17 protein-coding genes and 1 pseudogene are annotated in these 19,897 nt (G+C 55.9%); 9 read left to right on the top strand and 9 right to left on the bottom strand.

What is annotated here, in order from left to right:
- Window positions 1-131: 131 nt before the first annotated feature.
- The 6 genes from QP995_RS07060 to QP995_RS07035 all read right to left on the bottom strand — a co-directional run bounded on the left by QP995_RS07060 (window position 132) and on the right by QP995_RS07035 (window position 8,095).
- On the bottom strand, window positions 132-2,165 hold the full coding sequence (locus tag QP995_RS07060) for a galactan 5-O-arabinofuranosyltransferase (protein WP_284853058.1): 2,034 nt from the start codon (window positions 2,163-2,165) through the stop codon (window positions 132-134).
- A gap of 74 nt (window positions 2,166-2,239) precedes the next feature.
- On the bottom strand, window positions 2,240-3,694 hold the full coding sequence (locus QP995_RS07055) for an MATE family efflux transporter (RefSeq protein ID WP_069359690.1): 1,455 nt from the start codon (window positions 3,692-3,694) through the stop codon (window positions 2,240-2,242).
- A complete protein-coding gene (locus QP995_RS07050; RefSeq protein WP_284853057.1) occupies window positions 3,676-4,737 on the bottom strand; it encodes a PLP-dependent cysteine synthase family protein in 1,062 nt (353 codons plus the stop codon). Before QP995_RS07050 ends, QP995_RS07055 begins: the two co-directional genes overlap by 19 nt.
- An 18-nt stretch (window positions 4,738-4,755) precedes the next feature.
- Window positions 4,756-6,144, bottom strand: coding sequence for an alanine racemase (locus tag QP995_RS07045; RefSeq protein ID WP_284853056.1), 1,389 nt, complete (start codon window positions 6,142-6,144; stop codon window positions 4,756-4,758).
- Window positions 6,138-7,130, bottom strand: a complete 993-nt coding sequence (locus QP995_RS07040) for an ornithine cyclodeaminase (RefSeq protein ID WP_046648446.1) — start codon at window positions 7,128-7,130, stop codon at window positions 6,138-6,140. Before QP995_RS07040 ends, QP995_RS07045 begins: the two co-directional genes overlap by 7 nt.
- Entirely contained in the window at window positions 7,127-8,095 is a 969-nt protein-coding gene (locus QP995_RS07035) for a TauD/TfdA family dioxygenase (RefSeq protein ID WP_069359687.1), read from the bottom strand. Before QP995_RS07035 ends, QP995_RS07040 begins: the two co-directional genes overlap by 4 nt.
- Window positions 8,096-8,259: 164 nt before the next feature.
- Here QP995_RS07035 and QP995_RS07030 point away from each other — a divergent pair, with 164 nt between their 5' ends.
- From QP995_RS07030 to QP995_RS10925, 5 genes and pseudogenes are all read left to right on the top strand, one after another.
- Window positions 8,260-9,792, top strand: a complete 1,533-nt coding sequence (locus QP995_RS07030; RefSeq protein ID WP_035010183.1) for an ABC transporter substrate-binding protein — start codon at window positions 8,260-8,262, stop codon at window positions 9,790-9,792.
- A 1-nt stretch (window position 9,793) separates the two neighbouring features.
- Window positions 9,794-10,741 (top strand): ABC transporter permease, encoded by a 948-nt coding sequence (locus QP995_RS07025; protein WP_069359686.1) that lies wholly within the window; start codon window positions 9,794-9,796, stop codon window positions 10,739-10,741.
- A complete protein-coding gene (locus tag QP995_RS07020; RefSeq protein WP_070429118.1) occupies window positions 10,738-11,529 on the top strand; it encodes an ABC transporter permease subunit in 792 nt (263 codons plus the stop codon). Before QP995_RS07025 ends, QP995_RS07020 begins: the two co-directional genes overlap by 4 nt.
- A gap of 20 nt (window positions 11,530-11,549) precedes the next feature.
- Window positions 11,550-12,036, top strand: a pseudogene (locus tag QP995_RS10930) (ATP-binding cassette domain-containing protein); the annotation flags it as partial.
- A gap of 263 nt (window positions 12,037-12,299) precedes the next feature.
- A complete protein-coding gene (locus QP995_RS10925) occupies window positions 12,300-12,992 on the top strand; it encodes an ABC transporter ATP-binding protein (protein ID WP_255468947.1) in 693 nt (230 codons plus the stop codon).
- A 41-nt stretch (window positions 12,993-13,033) separates the two neighbouring features.
- Here QP995_RS10925 and dprE2 read toward each other — a convergent pair whose 3' ends face one another.
- From dprE2 to QP995_RS07000, 3 genes are all read right to left on the bottom strand, one after another.
- Complete coding sequence (gene dprE2 / locus QP995_RS07010; RefSeq protein ID WP_069359684.1) at window positions 13,034-13,795, bottom strand: decaprenylphospho-beta-D-erythro-pentofuranosid-2-ulose 2-reductase; 762 nt, start codon at window positions 13,793-13,795, stop codon at window positions 13,034-13,036.
- Between the two features lie 25 nt (window positions 13,796-13,820).
- Window positions 13,821-15,290: a decaprenylphosphoryl-beta-D-ribose oxidase gene (gene dprE1, locus QP995_RS07005; protein WP_005510894.1), complete on the bottom strand. Its 1,470-nt coding sequence runs from the start codon at window positions 15,288-15,290 to the stop codon at window positions 13,821-13,823.
- Window positions 15,291-15,403: 113 nt separating this feature from the next.
- Window positions 15,404-15,631: a hypothetical protein gene (locus QP995_RS07000; protein WP_070607249.1), complete on the bottom strand. Its 228-nt coding sequence runs from the start codon at window positions 15,629-15,631 to the stop codon at window positions 15,404-15,406.
- Between the two features lie 52 nt (window positions 15,632-15,683).
- Between QP995_RS07000 and QP995_RS06995 the strand changes: the two genes are divergently transcribed.
- The 4 genes from QP995_RS06995 (at window position 15,684) to QP995_RS06980 (ending at window position 19,892) form a co-directional block, all read left to right on the top strand.
- Window positions 15,684-16,304, top strand: a complete 621-nt coding sequence (locus QP995_RS06995) for a hypothetical protein (protein ID WP_284853055.1) — start codon at window positions 15,684-15,686, stop codon at window positions 16,302-16,304.
- Window positions 16,305-16,355: 51 nt separating this feature from the next.
- Window positions 16,356-17,339 (top strand): hypothetical protein, encoded by a 984-nt coding sequence (locus QP995_RS06990; protein WP_049172474.1) that lies wholly within the window; start codon window positions 16,356-16,358, stop codon window positions 17,337-17,339.
- A gap of 78 nt (window positions 17,340-17,417) precedes the next feature.
- Window positions 17,418-17,951 carry a GtrA family protein gene (locus tag QP995_RS06985; protein ID WP_070841483.1) on the top strand — a complete coding sequence of 178 codons (534 nt, stop codon included), beginning with the start codon at window positions 17,418-17,420 and terminating at the stop codon, window positions 17,949-17,951.
- An 18-nt stretch (window positions 17,952-17,969) separates the two neighbouring features.
- On the top strand, window positions 17,970-19,892 hold the full coding sequence (locus QP995_RS06980) for a glycosyltransferase (RefSeq protein WP_016421829.1): 1,923 nt from the start codon (window positions 17,970-17,972) through the stop codon (window positions 19,890-19,892).
- Window positions 19,893-19,897 lie beyond the last annotated feature (5 nt).

Below are 19,897 nucleotides of genomic sequence, written 5' to 3'. Positions count from 1 at the left end.
AGGAAAGATACTACGGTAATTGGCCTTTTTCTTTGAGTTTGCAACGCGAAAGTTACATCACAGTTTCCACATTAGTAACAGGAATCACGTTTGCGGCAGGGGATAGCCGCCCAATACCTACTTGCCAACACCTATTTGCGAACCGCCACTACAAACGGGCCGACCTGGTTTAGCTCCCAGTGCTTCTCAAATGCAGAGCGGGCAAAATTCAGGCTCCGGAAGACCACATTCGGATTGTTCGGATAGATATCATCCGCGATGTCCAACGTCAGCGGAGCGGCATCCTCGCCATCAGGCGTCTCAACCTCGCCTCGCAGCACAATGGCATCTGGTCCGCGCCACGGCGTTTCGTCCATTGCCTGCACGAGCTCATCGGGATCGCGAATCTCCGACCATTCCTCCAATGCCTGATTACGGCGGTCAAACTCACCCAGAGGGTTAGCGTAGTGGCTGGTCAGTGCCTGGAATCCATACCAGGGATAGAGTGCTTGGAAATTCTTCTCATCCGTCAGCACCACTGTCTGGGCCGGATCGAGCCCGGCCTCCTTCAGCGTTTGGTCCACCGCTGAGTACCACGCCCCGGCATTCGGTGGGAAGCGGTCCGCGCGCTCGCCGTTACCGTCGGTGTCGGTATGCGCCAAGTCGATGGCGCCATGCAACTTATTCGGAATCGACTGCGCGTAGCCAATGCCCGCCAGCAGCAAGACTGCCGCCATTACCGCGGAAACACGCTTGGCAATGTGAGCTGGTGCCGCCTGCGGCCAGTACTTCTCGATGCCGTTGAGACGGGCGTCGGCAAGCGCAACCACACCAGCCGCAATCAACATGAACGTAATCGGTGCGGTGAGGCGAAACCCCAGCAGCGTGCGTCCGAGCAGTGTCGCCACCATCGAGGCCACTACCCAGCCATAGAGCACCAGCGTGCCCAAGCCGAGCGCGCGCGCATCCGGCTCTGTGGCGCTGACCAGCATGCGCACGACACCGATGAAACACAGCACACCGATCACGCTGGCGGCGAGCATCGGCAAAGGCAGCTGCGCACCCTCCGGCGGCAGGTAATGCGTCGCTGTCGCGCCCGAGCGCGGTGCGCCCGCCGCAACCGCCAGCATGTACGGACCCCACACCGTCGCCGCAATCAGCATCGATCCCACGCCCATTATGATCAGGCGCACTACAGGCATCCACGAGCTTGACGACGTCCACGCGACCACGGCCAACGCGACCACAATAAGCGCGCCTACGGCAGTGTAAAGAGTGTAGAAAGTCGCAGAAATACCCAGGAAGACGAGCACGCCAAACATGGCGGACCAAGCGCCGGTGAGACCGCGCCAGGCCATCACGGTCATCGCCGGAAGACCCATAGCAACGACTGCGGCGTAGGGCTCATCGGCGACAGTGGCCAGGGCGACGGCCGTGGTTGTCAGCGCAATGCCAGTGGCTACTGGCAGGGAGCCACTCAGGCGTTGCCACACCGGAACCAAAACACAGCCAGCAGCGGCGAGTGTCATCAACGCCCAGGGCTGGAAGACCTCCCAGCCGGCAATGCCCAGGATATTGGCCAGGCGTCCGCCCAGGAAGAACCAACCAGCGGGGTAGAAAGACGGGATGTCGATGTACGACATGTCATGCAGGCCAGGCTCCGCGGCCATCCTGGTGAGGTACTCAGTGCGGAACTCCTGGTCGACAGAAAGGCCGTCCAGCCACAGCCTGGTCGAGCCCAGCGGCAGGCCGACGGCAGAGACCACCAGAATGGCCGGTGACATGTAAGCCATCAGGTAAGTCAACCACGTTAGCCACCTGGGGCGATTGTCTTTGCCCTTGGTGGCGAAGAAATACAGCAGGACGGTGGTGAGCGTCAGCGTGATGACAATCAGCGCTGTTGCGACCGCCCTGGTCAGCTGCGAGCCGCCAAAGGCCGGCAGCGACAGGCGGTGGAACACAAACCAGGACGCCAGAGCGATAACCGAACCGCCCACAAGCGCTGCGACCAGGTAGAGGAAGGCAGCCTTGAGGGAGAGCTGGTCATCATTGAAAATCTCGTAACGGTCTTCGTCGGTGAACTCGCCTGCGAGCCGGTTTGTGGAAAACTCTGTAGTTTCGTCAAAAGCTGGCGAAGCCTGTTGGGCTTCGCTGCATGATGAGGTGTCGGCCTGCTTGTCAACCATGCTTTTAAGTGTTGCACACGAACGTGAACGACCGGATACCTGCGACGTGGATATCGCTTTGAGGGACGAGTTCTTTAGAGTTTCACGGTAAGGTCTTTACGCGTCGCGAGAAGGAAAGCTCTCCAAAGGATTATTGAAGAACTGGCAAGCCCGATGACCAATCCCCACCACACCCCGTGAGGCCCTAGACCGATGGGAAAAGCAAGTACTAAAGCAGCTGGCAAACCTATAATCCAATAACCAGTGAGGGATGCCTTCAAACCAGTAGTGGTGTCGCTAATCCCGCGCAGGAGACCGATAGCTATGTTTTGTGCAGTATCGACAAATTCCATCACTGCGCCAATAGCCAACAACCCCAATGCGATGCTTAATGTCTCGGTGGCATTGGATTTCTCGGAGCTGTTTATAAATGGGGAAAGTACGAGGCGGGGAGCGCAAAGAAAGCTGACGGAAGCAACAGCAACGATGGCAGCCATCATCGTTTGAGTTCGAATGCCGACTTGGCGTGCAAGGGAGTTGTCATTCAGACCCCAAGCGCGACTCACAAGAATAGAGCTGCCGTGGGAGAACCCAACACCAATCTGGAAAACAATAAAGGTTATTTGATAGACGACGTTGTGCGCTGCGAGTGCTTCTGTGCCAAAGGATCCCATGACCATCGCCAGCACAGAAAACATGCCCGCTTCGGCTCCGTAGGTTGCTGAGACTGGAAGCCCCAGACGAAGCTGAGTGCGGACGAGGTGACGGAGCCTTCCGTGCATCGTGTCTCTGTCGGCACTCCAGAAATCGAGGGCAAGAAAAGTTGAGAGGTCGGGATCTCGGATGGTGATTCGCAGGTAAATTAGGGCCGACAATAAATGAACCAGTGTGGTGGACAGTCCAATACCTAGCAGCCCCAATGCAGGAATAGGCCCGAACCCGAAACCGAGTGCGTAGTTCAATGCTGCATTCACTACAATCATCGCCACGGTGATGTGCAGTAGAGATTTTGGTTTGCCGAGGCCTACACAAAACTGACGGGAGACTTGGAACCACAAACAAGGAACAAGACCTGGCGCGAGCAACCACATCATGGAAGTGGCTGCGGAACTAATCTCAGCGGACTGGCCGAAAAACGGTAGGGCGTAGGCAATCGCCATCAGAACCAGTGCTCCCACTAGACCGCTGACAGTTGCTAATAGCCAGCCGGTGCGTGAGAGGTTGCGAATTTCGCGTTGCAGCGTAGCGGCAGATAGTTCGGAGTCCGCTCGCTCGCGAGATTTGCTTTCGTAGAGTGAATGAGCCGACGCAATTCTATTGCCCAGCGGTGTTAATAGGCCCACGGCCATTGTGCGTATCTGGTTAAACCACACAACTGCCAAACCTCCGCCAGCAAGAGCCCCGAGGCTAAGTTGGCCCATCATGAAAGTGTCGGTGGTTGAAATTGCGATATTCGCAAGCTGTGTGCCGGCAAGGGGAAGAGACAACGCCAAAATCTGGCGGTTTAGTTTCTGAGAGGTAGCTCCGGGCACTACTTTTCCTTCGACCATGAAACTCGTGTTGAATTTAGCGAAATTGGGCTTTCCCCAGCGCGCAATGACATAACTTGTTCCCAAATTTTGGACTCGAGAGCTACATCGAGCAAATCGCGTTCGGCCATCCACTCATCGTTGAATACGGTATCTAGATACTTTTCCCCTCCATCGCACACCATGGTCAACGATGTAGAGCCAGCGGGAAAGCCCGGCAGGAGCTCGAGGGCTGCTATTACGGCTCCGCCAGCAGATCCTCCCAGTAGAAGTCCCGTATGCTTTGCGATCGCCCGACATGCAGCGAAAGCTGCCTTGTCGGATACCTTTGCTCCGTAGTCGAGTAAGTCGTAGCGAACCGAAGTGCCGATAACTGCACCTTCGGGGGTGCCCGTTCCAGATTGCCAATAGTCGTGTCCAGGAGCACCGAATGCAATGGAACCTTCCGGTTCGACGCCTATAATAGTGGGACGGTGTCCCAATTGATGGAGACGTTCAGTAACTCCAAAGAGACTTCCACCTGTGCCTACAGCACTGATGATATGAGATGGACTTGCTCCGAGATCATTCAAAATTTCATCAGCTGCAGGGTAATAACCCATTGAATTTGCAACATTGTCGTGCTGCTTCATGAATACCCAGCCGTGTTGTTTGCTGAGCTCCTCAGCATGGTTTTCTCTAGCCGATGTGGCGAGCGAATCGTCATCTTGATTGGAAACGAAGCACATCTGTGCATTCATTGCACGCATGGAGTTCAATTTATCTTTACAAGAATGATTATCGACGACTGCTACGAAGTCGTATCCGCGCTCAAGTGCAAGAAGTGCTAAGCCCTGTCCAGTATTACCGGAAGTCGATTCAACGATAGTGCCATGCTCTTGAAGTCGGTTATCCTGCTCTGCCGCCTTAATCATCGACTGGGCCATCCGGATTTTCGCACTTCCAGTTGGGTTGAATTGCTCGAGCTTAAGCAAAACGCGACTTTTCTGGGGAGTACAGACAAGCTCGAACAGAGGAGTATTGCCAATGAGTTGAGACATCTGCGTATAAATTCTTTTTGGCATCTTTATTTGGCCTCTGTTCTAGCGATCTTCCGTGATGGTCATGGTGACAGGATTAAAGGCGTATTTCTGAGGAATCCGATATCCGTGGAAAGCAGACTCGTTCGAGTCCATTTGATACCCGGCTGTGTCGGGATAGACTAGGAAATCTCCAGGTCGAGGCCTGTCGGGGAGTTGAATCATTCTTTTGCTGAGATAATCGCTGTCTAAGCACGTTGATCCGGAAACTGCTGTTGCGGTAGCTACTCCCGAGTCGATAATGACTCCGTTACGCACAAGGTATGGGTCCGGATAATACTCCGAGTTGAACCATTGCTCTGAGAGGCTGAGACTAGTTCCACGTACGACAGTTACTGTCCGTGCAGCATTGGGCAATGCGTGACACGAAAGAACAGGAAAGAAACTAGCACCCGCGAACTGGCATAAAGACCGTCCAGGCTCTGCCAAAATCTTTATGTTGTGACGATGAGCGCGCTGAGCCATGGAGTCCGAGCTGCGTCGAGTGGACTCCATATCTCGACGTGTCAGTGGGCGATGTTGATTAGCTATAAACCGTAGTGAGTATTGTCCGGATAAAGGTGATCCGAACGGATATTGGTCTTTAGGTTTATCCGAATCTATGAACATTTCGTTTTTTAGTCGAGATTGTAGGTTTCGCCAGACTCCATACTCGACTGAGCTTGTGGGAAATCCACCTCCAATGGAAATAGTGTCGGCCCGTGGAGACAGGGAGCGCACCTTGAGTAGGGTGTCGATTGCCAGATGCGACATGTTTATCCTCTCGTGGAGGTCATAACCGTTGCAGTGGAAACTTAGGCCGGTAATTTCGATGTTGGCACGGCCGTGGCTAAGACGAGCGGTTAGAGACAAGGCGGTATCGATGCTCATACCAAACCGTGTGGAGGGGGTTTGGTTCGCAATCCGGAGAAGAACTCGGAGCTGATTAGGCGTATCGATTTCGTCGACAAATTGGGAAATTATTCTTGAATCTACTTCATTGGAAATAGTTAGAGTTGCATCGTGGCAAACTGCCAAATGGATAAGTTCTCGACTCGGTGTAGCACCAGTAATGATTAATTTATTTCCTGGTACACCAGCGGCCAGAGATGATTGGAACTCTTCTACGCTGGCGACATCGATTCCACTGTCGAAACCACGAAGAGCACTCAGTGCTATCTCGCGACTGAAGTGCGCGGACTTATTTGCCTTTTTGCCAAATCGAATACCGAATTTAATGCCGACTTCCTTAGCGGTTGTATGCCAGGCTGAAAGTGTTTGAGCAAATTGGTTTGGGCAAAGGACATGAAAAGGGGTGTCGGAAAGCTCAGCAATGAAGTCAAGTTTCCCTGAGCCAATCAGAGCCGTTTGCCAGCTTGGAACATCAATCTTGCATGATATGGCACTTACCACAGGGATATCTCCGTCCCGAATCCCTGCTTAAGACCTTCCTTGGCGAGGATTTGGCCGACAGCGATATCGGTTAGAACTAGTCCGCTGTTATAGCAAAACGTAGTTTCGTCAATACGAGGCAGTTTGCGCCCTTTGCGGAGCAAATCGGATAGTTCGGCATGGACATTCGGCAACCGACCATCGGTGTCAGCGTAATCGCGACCGGTAACATTCATCTGTTCGATACTCGTCGTGATGACTCTGCTCGCTTGATGACAGATATCAGGGGCGATTCCGTAGCCCACAACAACGACGGTTGCGTGCCGGGGAATATCGGATGCTGTGACAGTACAACGAGTCTCAGGTCCAGCGGCCCCGATAATGAGATCACAGTTTGAACTCACAGTTGTAGGATCGTCTACAATCTTGATTCTTATTTTTCGGCCAAGCTTCACTGCTGCTGTTGATGCAATCTTGGCGCCTTTCTCTAGTCCCACGCTGTGGCTGCCGGCGAGATAAATCGTGTTTAATGTTTCAAAGGTTTCAAGGAGAAAAGGGGCTGCGTTTTGTCCTTGGGTTCCCGAACCGATGATGAGAGCGCTCTGAGGAATTGCACCAGCATACTGTGCCAACAGCGCTGAGACTGCCGGGGTTCTGAGAGTTCCTGCCGCAGCGCCGTCGAGAAGTGCAATAGGATATCCGCTGGAATCGTCGTACAGTGTGAGGGTCGTGTAATAGCTTCTATCCCTGGCGCTTTGTTGGTGAGTTTTGCTCCAATGGGTATAGGAAGTCTTGAATCCGACGGAATTTGAAGAACGACTTCTGCCGACCATCGAGTAACTCACGCTTTCAGGTACTTCAACTTTGATTTTCCCTGGGCACAGAGTTCCTGGCTGGTCGAGCTCGATGAGAGCGGATTTCACCGACTCGAGTACGGACTCGGGTGAAATTTTTATTTGAGCTAGTTCTGATCTGCTGAGGACGGTCAGGTTAGTTCGCTGTTTCATAGGATTTCACCATCCATAAATCGGATGTGTTGGCCGTAGCCGGGTTCGTTGATTTCATTGATGGGGCGTGTGTTTTTGGTTCCCATAATGTTGATGCGTAGCATCCAGCGGTCGGTCCCGTCGTAGTTGGCTACGAAAGGTACTCGTCCGTGGGCGCATCGGTCATTGTTGATGATGACCATCTGACCTGGCTTTATAGGCACCGTATAGGTGACAGTGTGAAGAGCCTGTTGAAGCTTCTCAAATGCCTCCCACCACTGTAAGGTTCCAGAATTTTTGTCTGTGTAGGCGGGGTCAAACCGCATGCCTAAATTGCCATCAGTTTTCCAGATTGATGTCATGGCAGTAGGAGCTGCATATTCGTAATCACCGTAAGATGCATCTGGAATAATGATGGCTCCGTCCCCGGTTAGAATTTTTTTCGAATCTACATCGAGTAGATGCCATGCTTCATCGATGGGGGCCAGCGTAGTGCCGACATTTTTGGGGTTACGAAGACCAAATAAAGCGAAGTGCGTCGCGCGCCGCGGATGAAAAGCATCTTCTGTGTGCAGAGTCAATGTGGTGTTGCTGCTGGCGCCAACTTGCTGGTTCTCCTGGCTGCGGGTCGGCACCAAGTCTGTGGTGATACGGCCTTTCTGCTGTCCGAACCATCCGAATGGGCGACCGACAGCGCTAGCGATGATCGCAAGAACGAATCTCCAGGTTCGGACCTTGCCAACGCATTCCTGCCACGTGGCTGGGGTAGGTCCGTGAACTGCAGGGAAGGGAAGTCCATGGATGGAAGTGGCATGGGCAGTAGGGGAGAGCAGAATTAGTTCTTTCAGTTCCTCCAGCTCATCAGTCAAAAGATGATTGATGGCATTGTACGAGTCGGGAGAGCTAATCTTCTGTGTCGCAGCCAGTTCGTCGGCAGCTTTAACGATCCTGTGTGAGAGTTCTTGGCTCAGGTGCAAATGCTGCATGACAGAGAGATTAGGTGGGGGTAGCCTATGCCGTAAAGGGTGACCTAGGTAATTATTCTTAAAAGAATTTCGTTAGTAGGCTTGCCTAAGCTTTACTGCTGCTGTCGTTGTTAGCTATGTCTTTTCTCCTGTGGGCAGTCTTTCTTAGAGATTAAGGAACCATCATGACCAATTTTTCTCGACGCCAATTCCTCGCTGCAATGGCAGTTATTGGGACAGGCACTTTTCTGACGGCGTGTACGTCACGAGAGTCGACGGCAGGGGATGGGGCTGCCAGTGGGGATGAAGTCGAAAACGTTAATGTGCTGCGTGTTGGGGCTCTCGGGAAAGCGGCAAGCGCTCAACGAGACCCTTACCAGCTTTTGCCTAATGATTCAGATATGCTTATTAGCTCCCTGATCTGGGAGGCTCTGACGGTGCCGGGCGAGAAAGAAACTGTAGTGCCACGCCTGATGCAGGAATGGAAACAGAATAATCCGACTGAGTGGGAATTTATGATTGCCGACGGTGCTACCTTCCATGATGGTTCCTCGGTCACATCTGAAGATGTCGTGTGGTCGTTGAAGAAGATGCTTTCGGATGAGGAAAACTCATTCCGGCTTCCAGTGATGCCTGATAGCATTCGTGCTGCTGGAGCCAACGTCGTTGTGATGGAAACTGCGGAACCGAATTCACAGCTTCCGATGCTTGCGCGATTGATGACCTTCGTGATGAAGAAGGGTTCCTCTGCTGAAAAGCCCATTGGATCGGGGCCGTTCCAGCTGGTCAGTTGGGAAAATGGTTCTGCTAAGCTCAAGCGTTTCGATAACTATCACGGAACAGTAGCAGGAGTTGCTGAGGTCCATGTCATTCCATTTGAAGACTCCACCGCAATGACTAATGCGCTGTTGTCCGGGCAAATTGACTTAGCTCAAGCTGCGGGTCCTATTGCGGCCCGATCCGTCGAAGGAAATGAAGATATAAAGATTGTGCGCCGGATGAATGACTCGGTTATTCCACTAATCATGCGTACCTCAGATGGGCCTTTCTCAGATGTGAAAGTTCGTCAGGCGCTGCGCCTTGCAGTTGATCGGGAGCAAATCATCCAACGAGCTCTCTCCGGTTATGGAACCCCTGCAAACGACATTCTTGGAACGGCAGATTCGAACCTGGATTCTTCGTTAGTGCGTAAGCGTGACGTTGTGAAAGCGAAGAATCTCCTCCAAGAGGCAGATTTTGACCTTGAGAAAACGTATGACTTGTACGTTACCCCTGAGGCTCCGGGTCAAGTAGAGGCGATGAAGGTTATCGCTGATCAGGTGAAAGAAATCGGCATGACTCTCAATGTAGTGGAGCAGGATTCGGGTACTTTCTACGACGAGACATGGACCAAGGCAGACCTATATTGTGGCTATTGGGGAACTAATGATTCTGTGCTCTTCTTCGCTGGGAAGGTTCTCGACGGTGACGCGGCCTCTAATGAGACCGCATTTGATGATGCTGAATTCAACGAGATCTATGATCAGGTACTGGAAAGCACCGATACTGAGAGAATTAACCAGCTAAGCCGCCAGCTGCAGAAGATTGAGTTCGAGCGATCCGGGTATCTGGTCTGGGGTGCATCTGACGGAGTCGATATTGCGAGAGCTAATTTGAGTGGTCTGCCTAAGGCTCCAGGCTATGGTCGTGTCCTTCTTGAAACCGTCCAGAAGGCTTAGTGTGCCAGCGGAAATCGCGCGTTGGCTTATTCCTCGGCTGATAATTCGTGGAGGCTTACTTTTCGCAGTTCTCGGACTTGTTTTTGTAGCGATTGATTGGCTGCCCGGTAATGCTGCCTCCGCAATCTTGGGCGCAAACCGGACCCCGGAAGCTCTGGCAGCGCTAGAAAGAAACCTGAATCTTGATAAGCCGCTTATGGCCCGCTTCCTGAGCTGGCTGGGAAGTGCGTTTGCGGGCGACTTTGGTACTTCCGTAAACGGAGTACCGATTATTAATCTGCTGAGTTCAGCGCTGCCTGTGACGCTGGCAACAACTGGTATGGCATTTTTAGTCACTGCTGTTCTTTCGGTAGCAATCGCCATTTTTTGGGCTTCACGTGCTGAAAGACCCTGGATTTCGCACATTATTGACCGATCGACAGTGGCATTAATTGCGCTACCAGAGTTTGTCGTTGGTGTGTTTCTGGTAGCGGTATTCTCTCTCTGGCTTGGTTGGTTTCCCGCGGTCACTATTACCGCGGAAGGCTTGCCAACCCAGATAAGTATGTACGCATTACCGGTTATGGCGCTGGTAATTCCTCAGGCGGCCTGGAATTCGAGAATGCTTTTCGCAGCGTTCGAGGATGCTTCTCACAACACTGCGGTCCGCAATGCTGAGCTAAACGGAATCGTGGGAAATCAGCTGGCACTTCGACATATCCTGCCGCTATCCGCACCGACATTTGCTACTTCAATGGCTACAACAGCAGGTGTTTTGATAGCAGGGACAGTCACAGTCGAAGCGTTATTTAACCATCCTGGAGTGGGGCTTTTGGTGTCTAATGCAGTCGCGCAACGGGATATCTCGGTGATTCTTGCCGTACTTGCTGTAACAGGGGCGATCATATTGGTGTTGCTGACTGTGGCAGATGCAATAAAAGTCGCATTCACCCCGAAGGTGCAACTATGATTCGAAGGTTTTTAGCGGGGGCCTTTATCGCCCTAGTGTTAGGCGGACCGGTCGCTGCTGGTTTGTTTGGCATTGAACTGTCGGCGCATGGCGTGCCCTTCGCTAACGGTAACGAGGAGGGTTTCCTAGGAACAGAACACCTGGGGAGAAGCGTGGGCGCTGCAGTGCTTGTCGGTGGCCGGTCCTTGGTCGTAACTGCAATTATCGTCGGTTCTTTGACCACGGCATTTGGCGCTCTATTCGGTATCTTGGGGTCGCTAAAGCCAAAACTGGGCTTCTTTATTGAAGCAGTGGCGGATGTCACCATCTTGGTGCCCGCAGTAATTCTTTTGCTTTTAACCGCAGTCTTGTATCCCAATGGTGGGCTACCAGCGCTTATTGGTGTTTCGGTTGTGGTGGGTACGCCTTATGCTGCCCGTGTGGTCGCCGCCGCCACCTACCCCGTTGCTAACGCTGGTTATGTTCAGGCTGCGCTGGGCAGTGGCGTATCGACCGTCTCGATAATCTTGCGGGACATCATTCCCAATATTTCCGCAGTACTTCGTTCGGTATGGAGTCTTCGCATTATCGAAGCGCTGTATGTGCTGGCTACGGCGAGCTTCCTTGGGGTCGGGAGAAGCCTCGGTGAGTTTGCATGGTCAGCGATGGTGCGGGATAACGCGAGTGGAATATCACTGAACCCCTGGTCAGTACTTGCACCAGCCGCCGCGTTGGCAGCGACATCGATTGCTGTAGTGGCCCTGATTAATGGGAGGCAGAAGGAACCGAAGGATGTGCCGAGCTCGTGATTGATGTAGATATTTCCGTGATGCAAAGCGGGCACGTTATCCTACCCCGCACAGTGCTCACTGCCCGAGCGGGTGAGATTACGGTTTTAACTGGGGTGAGCGGCTCCGGGAAGACCTCACTTTTAAAGGCATTGATTGGTGCGGTACCGGAGAGATCGGAAGTAATTGGTGGGGTTTCTGTCGAGTCCAGTGAGTGGCGAGATGTAAACCCGCTGGAGCTTCCATCATGTGAATTAGCTCATTTTCGCCGTGAGCACATTGCTTTCGTAGGACAGGATCCGGGCGCCGAGTTGCCACCATTGATGTCAGTAGCCCGGATGCTCCGGGAGCTAGCTCCAGCGGCCGACGTTGCAGCGTTGCTGCAGCGTGTAGATCTTCCAGCCAGCATTGCTTCCCGACGTATTCACCAGCTTTCTGGTGGACAGCAGCGACGGGTGGCACTGGCTCGGGCACTATCGCGTTCGCCTGAAGCCATCGCTCTTGATGAGCCCTTCGCCGGCCTTGACTCCGATACTTCGACGGTAATCGCTCATCTGCTAAGAGGCATCGCGGATAGTGGCGTTACGGTCATTTTCACCGCCCACCAGGTTCCTAAGCTTGCGATTTGCATTGACTCGGTCGTGGCTGTCGGGAATGGAACGGAAAAAAGCGATTCGATCACCCAGCGCGTGGAACGCCAGAGTGTAGAGACGACTTCTGGCCACAGCCCGCGTTCAGTAACGAAAGGCATCCAGGTCACAGAACTCTCCAAAGCCTCGATTGGTGAATCTATGCCGGGGGCGGGGGCAGGGGCGGGCGCGTCTCCAGTCTTAAGAGTTTCCAACCTGAGCTGCGTGAATAATGAACGCGTGACTCTTTTTCAGGGCCTCTCTTTCGCTGTACAGCGTGGCACTATGGTTGGGGTCAAGGGACCGTCGGGAAGCGGAAAGTCGACACTACTTCGGTGCCTAATCGGGCTAAACCACGCAGAGTCGGGTGAGATTGAATGTGCTGGTGTAACTCGTGAAGCTAAGCGTACATGGCCACGGAAGAATCGTTTGATGATGCAGATAGTTCCGCAGGATCCTGCCTCTACGTTGAACCCGAAAATGACCGCACTCGATGCCGTAGCGCGTGCAGCCCGGGTGTCGGTAAGGGGACGCCGTGACGCACGCCGAGCGGCAATAGATTTGCTCGATAAAGTCGGTATCGATAAGCAGCTCGCACAGCGTAAGCCAAGTGGACTCTCTGGAGGGCAGAGGCAGCGTGTTGCAATCGCACGTGCTCTAGCCGTGCGCCCAAAGCTCCTGCTCTGCGATGAAATTACCTCGGCGCTTGATTATCAAGCAGCGACCAAAGTGATGAGCGTTCTGCAAGAACTCAACAGCGAGGGAATGGGCATAGTTCTAGTCAGTCACGATGATGAGCTGCTGCAATCGTATTGCTCCACGGTTATCCCAATTGGAACTGCAGCTGTGGGTTGAGACCAAAGCCCTGCTATTCGGGCCTTGGTCCCCTCCAGACCTTAAATAGGCAGCTTCTTGAAGATCGGGCGCGGAATGTGCTTCAGCACCATCATCACCAGCTGGAATGCTGGCGGAGCCCAGACCAGGGTCTTGCCAGCCTCGACAGACTTCACTGCGAGCTTGGCGACATCTTCCTTATTTACAGTCAGTGGCGCCTCGTCCACGTCAGCGGACATACGGGTACGGACCTGACCCGGGCGGATAACCAGGGTCTTCACGCCGTACTCCTCCAGGGCCTCACCCAGGTTCAGGTAGAAACCATCCAGGCCGGCCTTGGTGGAACCGTAGACAAAGTTGGAGCGACGCACGCGCTCACCAGCAACGGAGGACATGGCAATGAACTGACCATGGCCCTGCGCCTTGAACTTCTGACCAACCAGAACACCCATCGACATCGCACCGGTGTAGTTGATGTTCGCAGCCAGGACGGCCTTGCGCTGGTTCTGCCAGAGCTCCTCGGCGTCGCCAAGCATGCCGAACGCGACGATGCAGATATCCACGTCGCCGTCGGCAAATGCCTTCTCGACGACCTCCGGGTGGGAGTCGAAGTCCGTTGCGTCGAAGTCGAGGGTGACCACCTCGGAAGCACCGGCGGCCTTCATCTTCTCAGCGGAGGCCTCGCGCAGCGGATCGTTCGGCAGGGAAGCCAGGATGACCTTGGCCGGGCCCTTCTTCAGGAACTCGGCGGTAATAGCCAGGCCGATTTCACTGGTGCCGCCGAGCAGCAGGATGGACTGGGCAGCGCCTACAGCATTAATCATTGGGGCTTAAATCCTCTCGGTTCTTTTAGTGCAGTTCCAGTCGACGCGACATGTCAGAGGCGAAGACACCGTGCGGGTCGATCTCGTTGCGGGTGTCCAGCCAGCTCTGCATCTCGGGGTACATCTGGTGGAAGTTAGCGGCGGAAGTGCGCGACTCCTTGGCCAGGTAGAGGCGGCCGCCGAACTCCATGACGCGACGGTCGAGGTCGTCCAGGAACTGGCCGAGACCCGGCTTAATCGGGAAGTCCACGCAGACGTTCCAACCCGGCATCGGGTAAGACAGCGGAGCGCGATTACCCTCGCCGAACAGCTTGAACACATTCAGCGCCGAGTAGTGGCCGGAGCGCTGGATATCGCGGACAATCTCCTTGAACGGCTCGACGGCCTCGCGCGGAACAACGAACTGGTACTGCAGGAAGCCCTTGGAGCCATAGCCACGGTTCCACTCACCGATGAGATCCAGCGGCTGGTAGAACTGCGTGAGGTTCTGCACCTGGTTCCGGTAGGTACCGGACTTCAGCCACCACAGCTCACCAATGCTGATCATGGTCAGCTTGTTCATGGTGAAGGACGGGAAGATATCCGGCACGGTCACCAGCTGCGGAGCGTTGAACTTCAGCGGGTCCTTGGCCAGCTTCGGGGCGTATTCCTCCAGCTGAGCCAGGGTTGCCAGCGAACCGCGGGAGATTGCGGCGCGTCCCAGCTTCGGCTCCGGCGAGATGGCATCGAACCACGCGGAGGAGTAAGTGAAGTTCTCCTCGGAGCCATCGGAGTGGAACTCGATGGTTTCGTCCAGAGTGTGGGTCATGTCGCCATCGGCGATGAAGTAGGCCGTCTCGGTCTTGGTCATCTTGATCCGAGCGCGGACAATAATGCCGGTCAGGCCCATGCCACCGACAGTTGCCCAGAACAGCTTGCCGTCCGGGTCATCCGCGGAGCCCTCCGGCTCGAGGTGCAGAATACGGCCATCAGCGACCAGCAGCTCCATCGACAGCACATGGTTGCCGAAAGAACCTGCGGAGTGGTGGTTCTTACCGTGAATATCCGGACCAATGGCACCACCGATGGTGACCTGGCGAGTACCCGGCAGTACCGGCACCCACAGGCCGTAGGGCAGCGCGGCCTTCATCAGCTGATCCAGTGTGACACCGCCGTCGACATCAACAATCGCCGACTCCTGATCAATGGAGTGGATCTTGTTGAGCTTCTGCATGTCGATGACCAGACCGCCCGAATTCTGGGCGGGGTCGCCGTAAGAGCGGCCCATACCGCGGGCAATCACACCGCGGCGCAGGTGGGCAGGCTTGTCGGAGTTCTGGTCTGCGACAGCCTTGACGGCGTTAACAATTTCATCCAAGTCCGGCGTCGACAGCACCTGGGACTTAGCGGGGGCAGTACGACCCCAACCGGTCAGGGTCCTGGCTTCTGTGTGTACGGCTCCGTAGGCACCGTTCGAAGCATCGGTGCTGGACTTGCCGTTAGTGTTAGTGGACATCAAGGCTAGGCTACCCCCTTGCACCGGCTCCGTCGCCCGTGACGCTCCGAGGTGTTGGTCACGCTTGAGGCCGCGCACGGGCCGTCGGAAAGCGAACGAAATGTACGGAGAGGCTATAGATCCATAATTTTTCGGATCTCTTCCGGCAGCATCTCCTGCGAGGTGATCTGCGGGCCGTCGTAGGCCTCGAGTACGCGGTAGACCTGTGCGCGCTCTGTGCTGTCGAGGATGGGCAGTTCCTCGGCGAACAGCATGACCATCTGGTTCGACAGCGGGGTATTGGTGTACTCGGCGGCCATGTTGATGGTTTCGCGCGGCTTCTTCTTAAAAAAGTCGAACATGCGATACAGGCTACCCCGCTTCGAATCCGCCACTCGCGATACCATCAACCTCATGACTTCCACGCCTGCTGCTGCTCCGCAGACCCTTGCCGTATGTAGTTCCACATCGCCCGTTGTCATTTGGCATGTGGAGCTCTCGCCGTCCTTTGCAGGCGAGAGGTTGTCGGGTGCATGGCTGGTGGATCCGCTTGACGACGGAGCCCTGGAGACCGCCACCAATCTGCTCACCGGTTGCTTTGTTGCGTCTGTGACCGCGGGCGATGGTGACGGTGACGCTGCGGCAGAGAGTGCAGAGAGCGCTGAGGGGGCGGACCTGCTATCGCAGGCGATTGAACAGGCAGGGGCCACGGTGGTGGACCTGCCGGCATCGGTGGCTGGCATTCGTGACCACATCGGACAGCTGCGCGCCGCCGCGAAGGAAGAGAAGGCCAAGCCCGGCAAGGGAAATCTGACGGAGCCGCGGTTCCCCAAGGTCAACGACGTAGAGGTTATTGATTTTCCGCATGTAGGCGAAGAAGTCGCAGGGCCGGTGCTGGGGCTTGCCCGCGGGGTAGAAGAGCTGGTGGCGCAGTGGACCGCGGTGGAGTCGCAGCGCCTGCGTCGCAAGTACTTGGTAGAGCCGTGGGGTGCGGAGCCGCGCCAGATTCCGCTGGTAAAAACGCGCGCATTGTAGCGAGTTTTTGCCATCCAGGCCACATTGTTTTTCCTGCGTACGCTGTGAGGTATGGCAGCACAGACCGATAACGTAGTCGCCTTCCCAGGCGTTCGCGTGGCCACGGAACCGGCCACGCTCATTATCGGTGCCTCTTTAGAGGAAGAACCGTGCAGTGCCCACCGCGTCTTCGGGGTCAATGACCAGATGGATCTGCGAAGCCTGTCCCGCGTGTTAGCGGTCATCTTTGGGTGGGGCGAGGAAAGCGTGCCGACGAAGTTCCATTTGCCCGGCTCTGCGGTGGAGTCTGCGGCGCAGCTGGTGACTGGCGGCAGACCCGCAGCGGTCGGAGTCGTCGATGTTCCCCTGTCCACCACAGTTGCCGAGGTGCTGCAAAGTCCCGGCGATACCCTTATCTGGCAGTGGGGCTTGTGGGAACATACCTTGCAGGTCAGAGAAGCTTTTGCCCGCGATGAGGCCACCCCGGATGCCCTGTGTATCGGTGGCTCGGGCTCTATCCGCGCACTGGGAGATGTGGACGCGGAGGAGCCGGTAGATATTGCCGCAATCAATAGGGAATTGACCGGACGGGACTCTATTCAAAATACGTTGGCCACCGCTCGTGCTGATGTGGTGGACATCATCGAGCGGTCGGGGGTGTTTGAATTCGTGCCCCTGTTACAGGCTCTGGACCTGCAGAGGTCGGAATCAACCGCGCTGGAATTGACCGGGGAGGCGGGGGAGAGCGTCGTCAAGCGATTGCGTGCATTGCCTATAGAGGACGCCGAGAAAGACCCAGCCGGGCACGATGCGGCGTTGGTGGAGCTGCTGTGTTTGGCGGCGCTGACCTCGGATGAGCTGCGGCATGATGTGGCGGCGCATGTCATGGAGCGCCTCGGTTGGGAGAGCGACGAGGGCATCCCGCTATCCGGCGAGGATGTGGAGGAATTGGCGGCGGCTAGCTGGGCGGAGATGAGTGCGTTGGGCCTAGCTGGGGAGGATGCGCTCTCGCCAGTGGAGCGGCTGGATCTGCTGCGTGAGGCGCTGCGGCGTTAGTTCGTTTCTCCTCTTTATTGCCTCTTCATGTTCGCGCTGGCTGTTTGTTAGCTGGCCGGTGGCCTAGAATTTCTAGGCGTGTCAGCGAATGAAACAGCAAATGAAAACCCGAACCGTGAAAACGGCAAGCTCGGAAACGGCTCCCACGAAAATGGCTTTGTCGTAGAGGACTCGGCCGCAGTGCCGATGGCGACGGAGACCAAGGACGAGCACGGTCTGAAAGTGCAGATGATGCGCTTTATTATCTCCGGCGTTATTGCGGCGGTGGTGGACTTCGGCCTGACGTTCATCATGCTCAACGCCTTCGGGGCGACCAACTTCTGGGGCAAGACGGTCGGCTGGGTTTTCGGCACGATTACGGCGTACATCATTAACAGCCGCTGGACCTTCAAGTCGAAGTCCTCGGCGAAGAAGGTGCTGGCAGTTGCGGTGCTGTACCTGATCACTTACGCCACGCAGGTCGGTATCTTCAACGTGTTGCAGCCCTGGCTCGTCGAATCCTGGGACTGGAACGCGCAGTGGGCACAGTTCGGCGCATTCGTTGTCGCGCAGGGCGTTGCGACGGTAATTAACTTCATCATTCAGCGTGTATTCATCTTCCGTGTGAAATAGCGCGATACGCTGGGGGACGTGACTTCGACTGCTTCTAATAAGGAATCCACTCAGCTGACCGCCGAAACCGATGTTGACATGCTGACTATTCAGCGCGTGCTGTTTGCTCCGCCCGCAGACTGGGTGGAGCCGGATTTGTACTACCGAGTCGAAGGCGTTGGCGCCTACGACAGCTCGGTGCAGGCCACCCGTAACTCGATCACGCTCGGTCGCCACACCGTAGTGCGCACTGACACCTACTTCGGGCGCTTCCGAGCTTCTTACTGGCAGCGCTGGACCTCAATTAAGCAGGTCGAAATCCGTGCGCGCGTGGTCGGTTCCGCGCGTGTGCTGGCCTACACCGAGGATATTGGGGGCCACCTCCGATTGGAGGACTCCTGGGCAGCGGGTGGCTCGGATGCCGACGGCAACTGGACCGGTGAGCACTCGCCGATGTCGGGTTCTGCCAATGAAGAGGTTCGCCTGACCGTCCCGCTGGACCGCTTCGCCGATGGCGGTGCCATTCACCTGCGCTTCGACACCGAGGACGCAGGCGCAAAGATTTCCGATGTCCGCTATGTTGTGCCCAAGTCGGCTATCAAGCGCGATATTCCGACTGACCTGGTCATTTGTTCTTACAACCGACCGGTTGACTGTGCTCGAACCGTCGCCACGCTGGCTGAGGACCTGCCAGCCCTTGAGCGCGTTCGCACCATCCGCGTCGTTGACCAGGGCGAACAGCACCCGGCCGACGAAGCTGACTTCATTCAGGCCAAGGAGATCCTCGGCGAGCGCCTGAACGTTGTCCACCAGCCGAACCTCGGCGGCGCCGGCGGTTTCTCCCGCGGCATGCGCGACGCCACCGCTGCGGGCGACTGCATGGTTCTGCTTACCGACGACGACATCCGCCCCGAGCCCGAAACCACCTTGCGCCTATCCGCCCTGGCCGTATGCGCGGAAAAGCCGATGCTGCTCGGCGCGCAGATGCTCTTCCTGTTCAACCCGACCAGCCTCTTCCGCACCGGCGAGACCTACAACTGGAAGGCGCTGACCGTCGAGGAGAACGACCCCAAGTTCGGTTACGCCGACGTGGACGTGCGCAAGTACCACCAGCTGCGTCGCCTGGGCGTTGACTACAACGCCTGGTGGACCTGCCTGGTGCCGTCCGAGGTCATTAAGAAGATTGGCCTGGCGCTGCCGCTGTTCTTCCAGTACGACGACATCGACTACGGATTCCGCGCCGCCAAGGCCGGCTACCCGACCGACACCATTCCGGGCGCCGCCGTCTGGCACGCCGATTTCTACTGGAAGGACATCGAAAACGCCGCCCAGTACTTCGGCCTGCGCAACTCGCTTATCGCCGCCACCATGCACGGCGATGTCACCGCAAAGGACATGGTCAACGTCGCTTCACGACGAATCCTCTCGAACCTGGTCTCCATGCGCTACGGCCTGGCCTGGACGCAGATGGAAGCTGTTCGTGACCTGCTACGTGGCCCGGAGGTGCTGAAGAACGCATCGCAGGGCGACTTCGCTCGCATTTCTGCTGGTCGAAAGAACTTCCCGGAGACCGAGCTGCTGCCGATGCACGAGATGCCGGGTGGTCTGACCCCAGTTCGTCCGCCGTCACACGAGATCTCCAGCGAAAACAAGACGATGGCAAAGCGGCTTGCGTACACCCAGATGGGTAAGAAGCGCCCGGGGCCGGTGGCTGTGGCCTTCGAGGACTCCTTCTGGTGGCACATTTCCACCTTCGACGACGTCTGGGTCACCGATGCCTCCCAGAACGGTGTGCGTCACCTGGTCCGCGACCTGGATAAGGAAAAGTCCATGCGCGCCGAGACCATCAGCCTCATGCGCGAACTGTCCTCCAAGTGGGACGACCTTGCGAAGCAGTGGCGTGCCGCCGTGCCATCTTTGACCAGCGAAGACAACTGGGAAAAGTTCTTCCAAGGCGAGTAGTTCTT

Origin of the sequence: Corynebacterium sp. MSK032 (assembly GCF_030232065.1) — a bacterium.
Lineage (GTDB): Bacteria > Actinomycetota > Actinomycetes > Mycobacteriales > Mycobacteriaceae > Corynebacterium > Corynebacterium jeikeium_D.
Note: the sequence above shows the minus strand (reverse complement) of the source record. Positions and strands in the feature narration are given on the sequence as shown.

Bases quoted from the DNA above. Each gene is read 5' to 3' on its own strand.
- QP995_RS07060 (WP_284853058.1), bottom strand. From the start codon at position 2,165: ATGGTTGACAAGCAGGCCGACACCTCATCATGCAGCGAAGCCCAACAG.
- QP995_RS07055 (WP_069359690.1), bottom strand. From the start codon at position 3,694: ATGGTCGAAGGAAAAGTAGTGCCCGGAGCTACCTCTCAGAAACTAAAC.
- QP995_RS07050 (WP_284853057.1), bottom strand. From the start codon at position 4,737: ATGCCAAAAAGAATTTATACGCAGATGTCTCAACTCATTGGCAATACT.
- QP995_RS07040 (WP_046648446.1), bottom strand. From the start codon at position 7,130: ATGAAACAGCGAACTAACCTGACCGTCCTCAGCAGATCAGAACTAGCT.
- QP995_RS07035 (WP_069359687.1), bottom strand. From the start codon at position 8,095: ATGCAGCATTTGCACCTGAGCCAAGAACTCTCACACAGGATCGTTAAA.
- QP995_RS07030 (WP_035010183.1), top strand. From the start codon at position 8,260: ATGACCAATTTTTCTCGACGCCAATTCCTCGCTGCAATGGCAGTTATT.
- QP995_RS07020 (WP_070429118.1), top strand. From the start codon at position 10,738: ATGATTCGAAGGTTTTTAGCGGGGGCCTTTATCGCCCTAGTGTTAGGC.
- QP995_RS10925 (WP_255468947.1), top strand. From the start codon at position 12,300: ATGCCGGGGGCGGGGGCAGGGGCGGGCGCGTCTCCAGTCTTAAGAGTT.
- dprE2 (WP_069359684.1), bottom strand. From the start codon at position 13,795: ATGATTAATGCTGTAGGCGCTGCCCAGTCCATCCTGCTGCTCGGCGGC.
- dprE1 (WP_005510894.1), bottom strand. From the start codon at position 15,290: ATGTCCACTAACACTAACGGCAAGTCCAGCACCGATGCTTCGAACGGT.
- QP995_RS07000 (WP_070607249.1), bottom strand. From the start codon at position 15,631: ATGTTCGACTTTTTTAAGAAGAAGCCGCGCGAAACCATCAACATGGCC.
- QP995_RS06995 (WP_284853055.1), top strand. From the start codon at position 15,684: ATGACTTCCACGCCTGCTGCTGCTCCGCAGACCCTTGCCGTATGTAGT.
- QP995_RS06990 (WP_049172474.1), top strand. From the start codon at position 16,356: ATGGCAGCACAGACCGATAACGTAGTCGCCTTCCCAGGCGTTCGCGTG.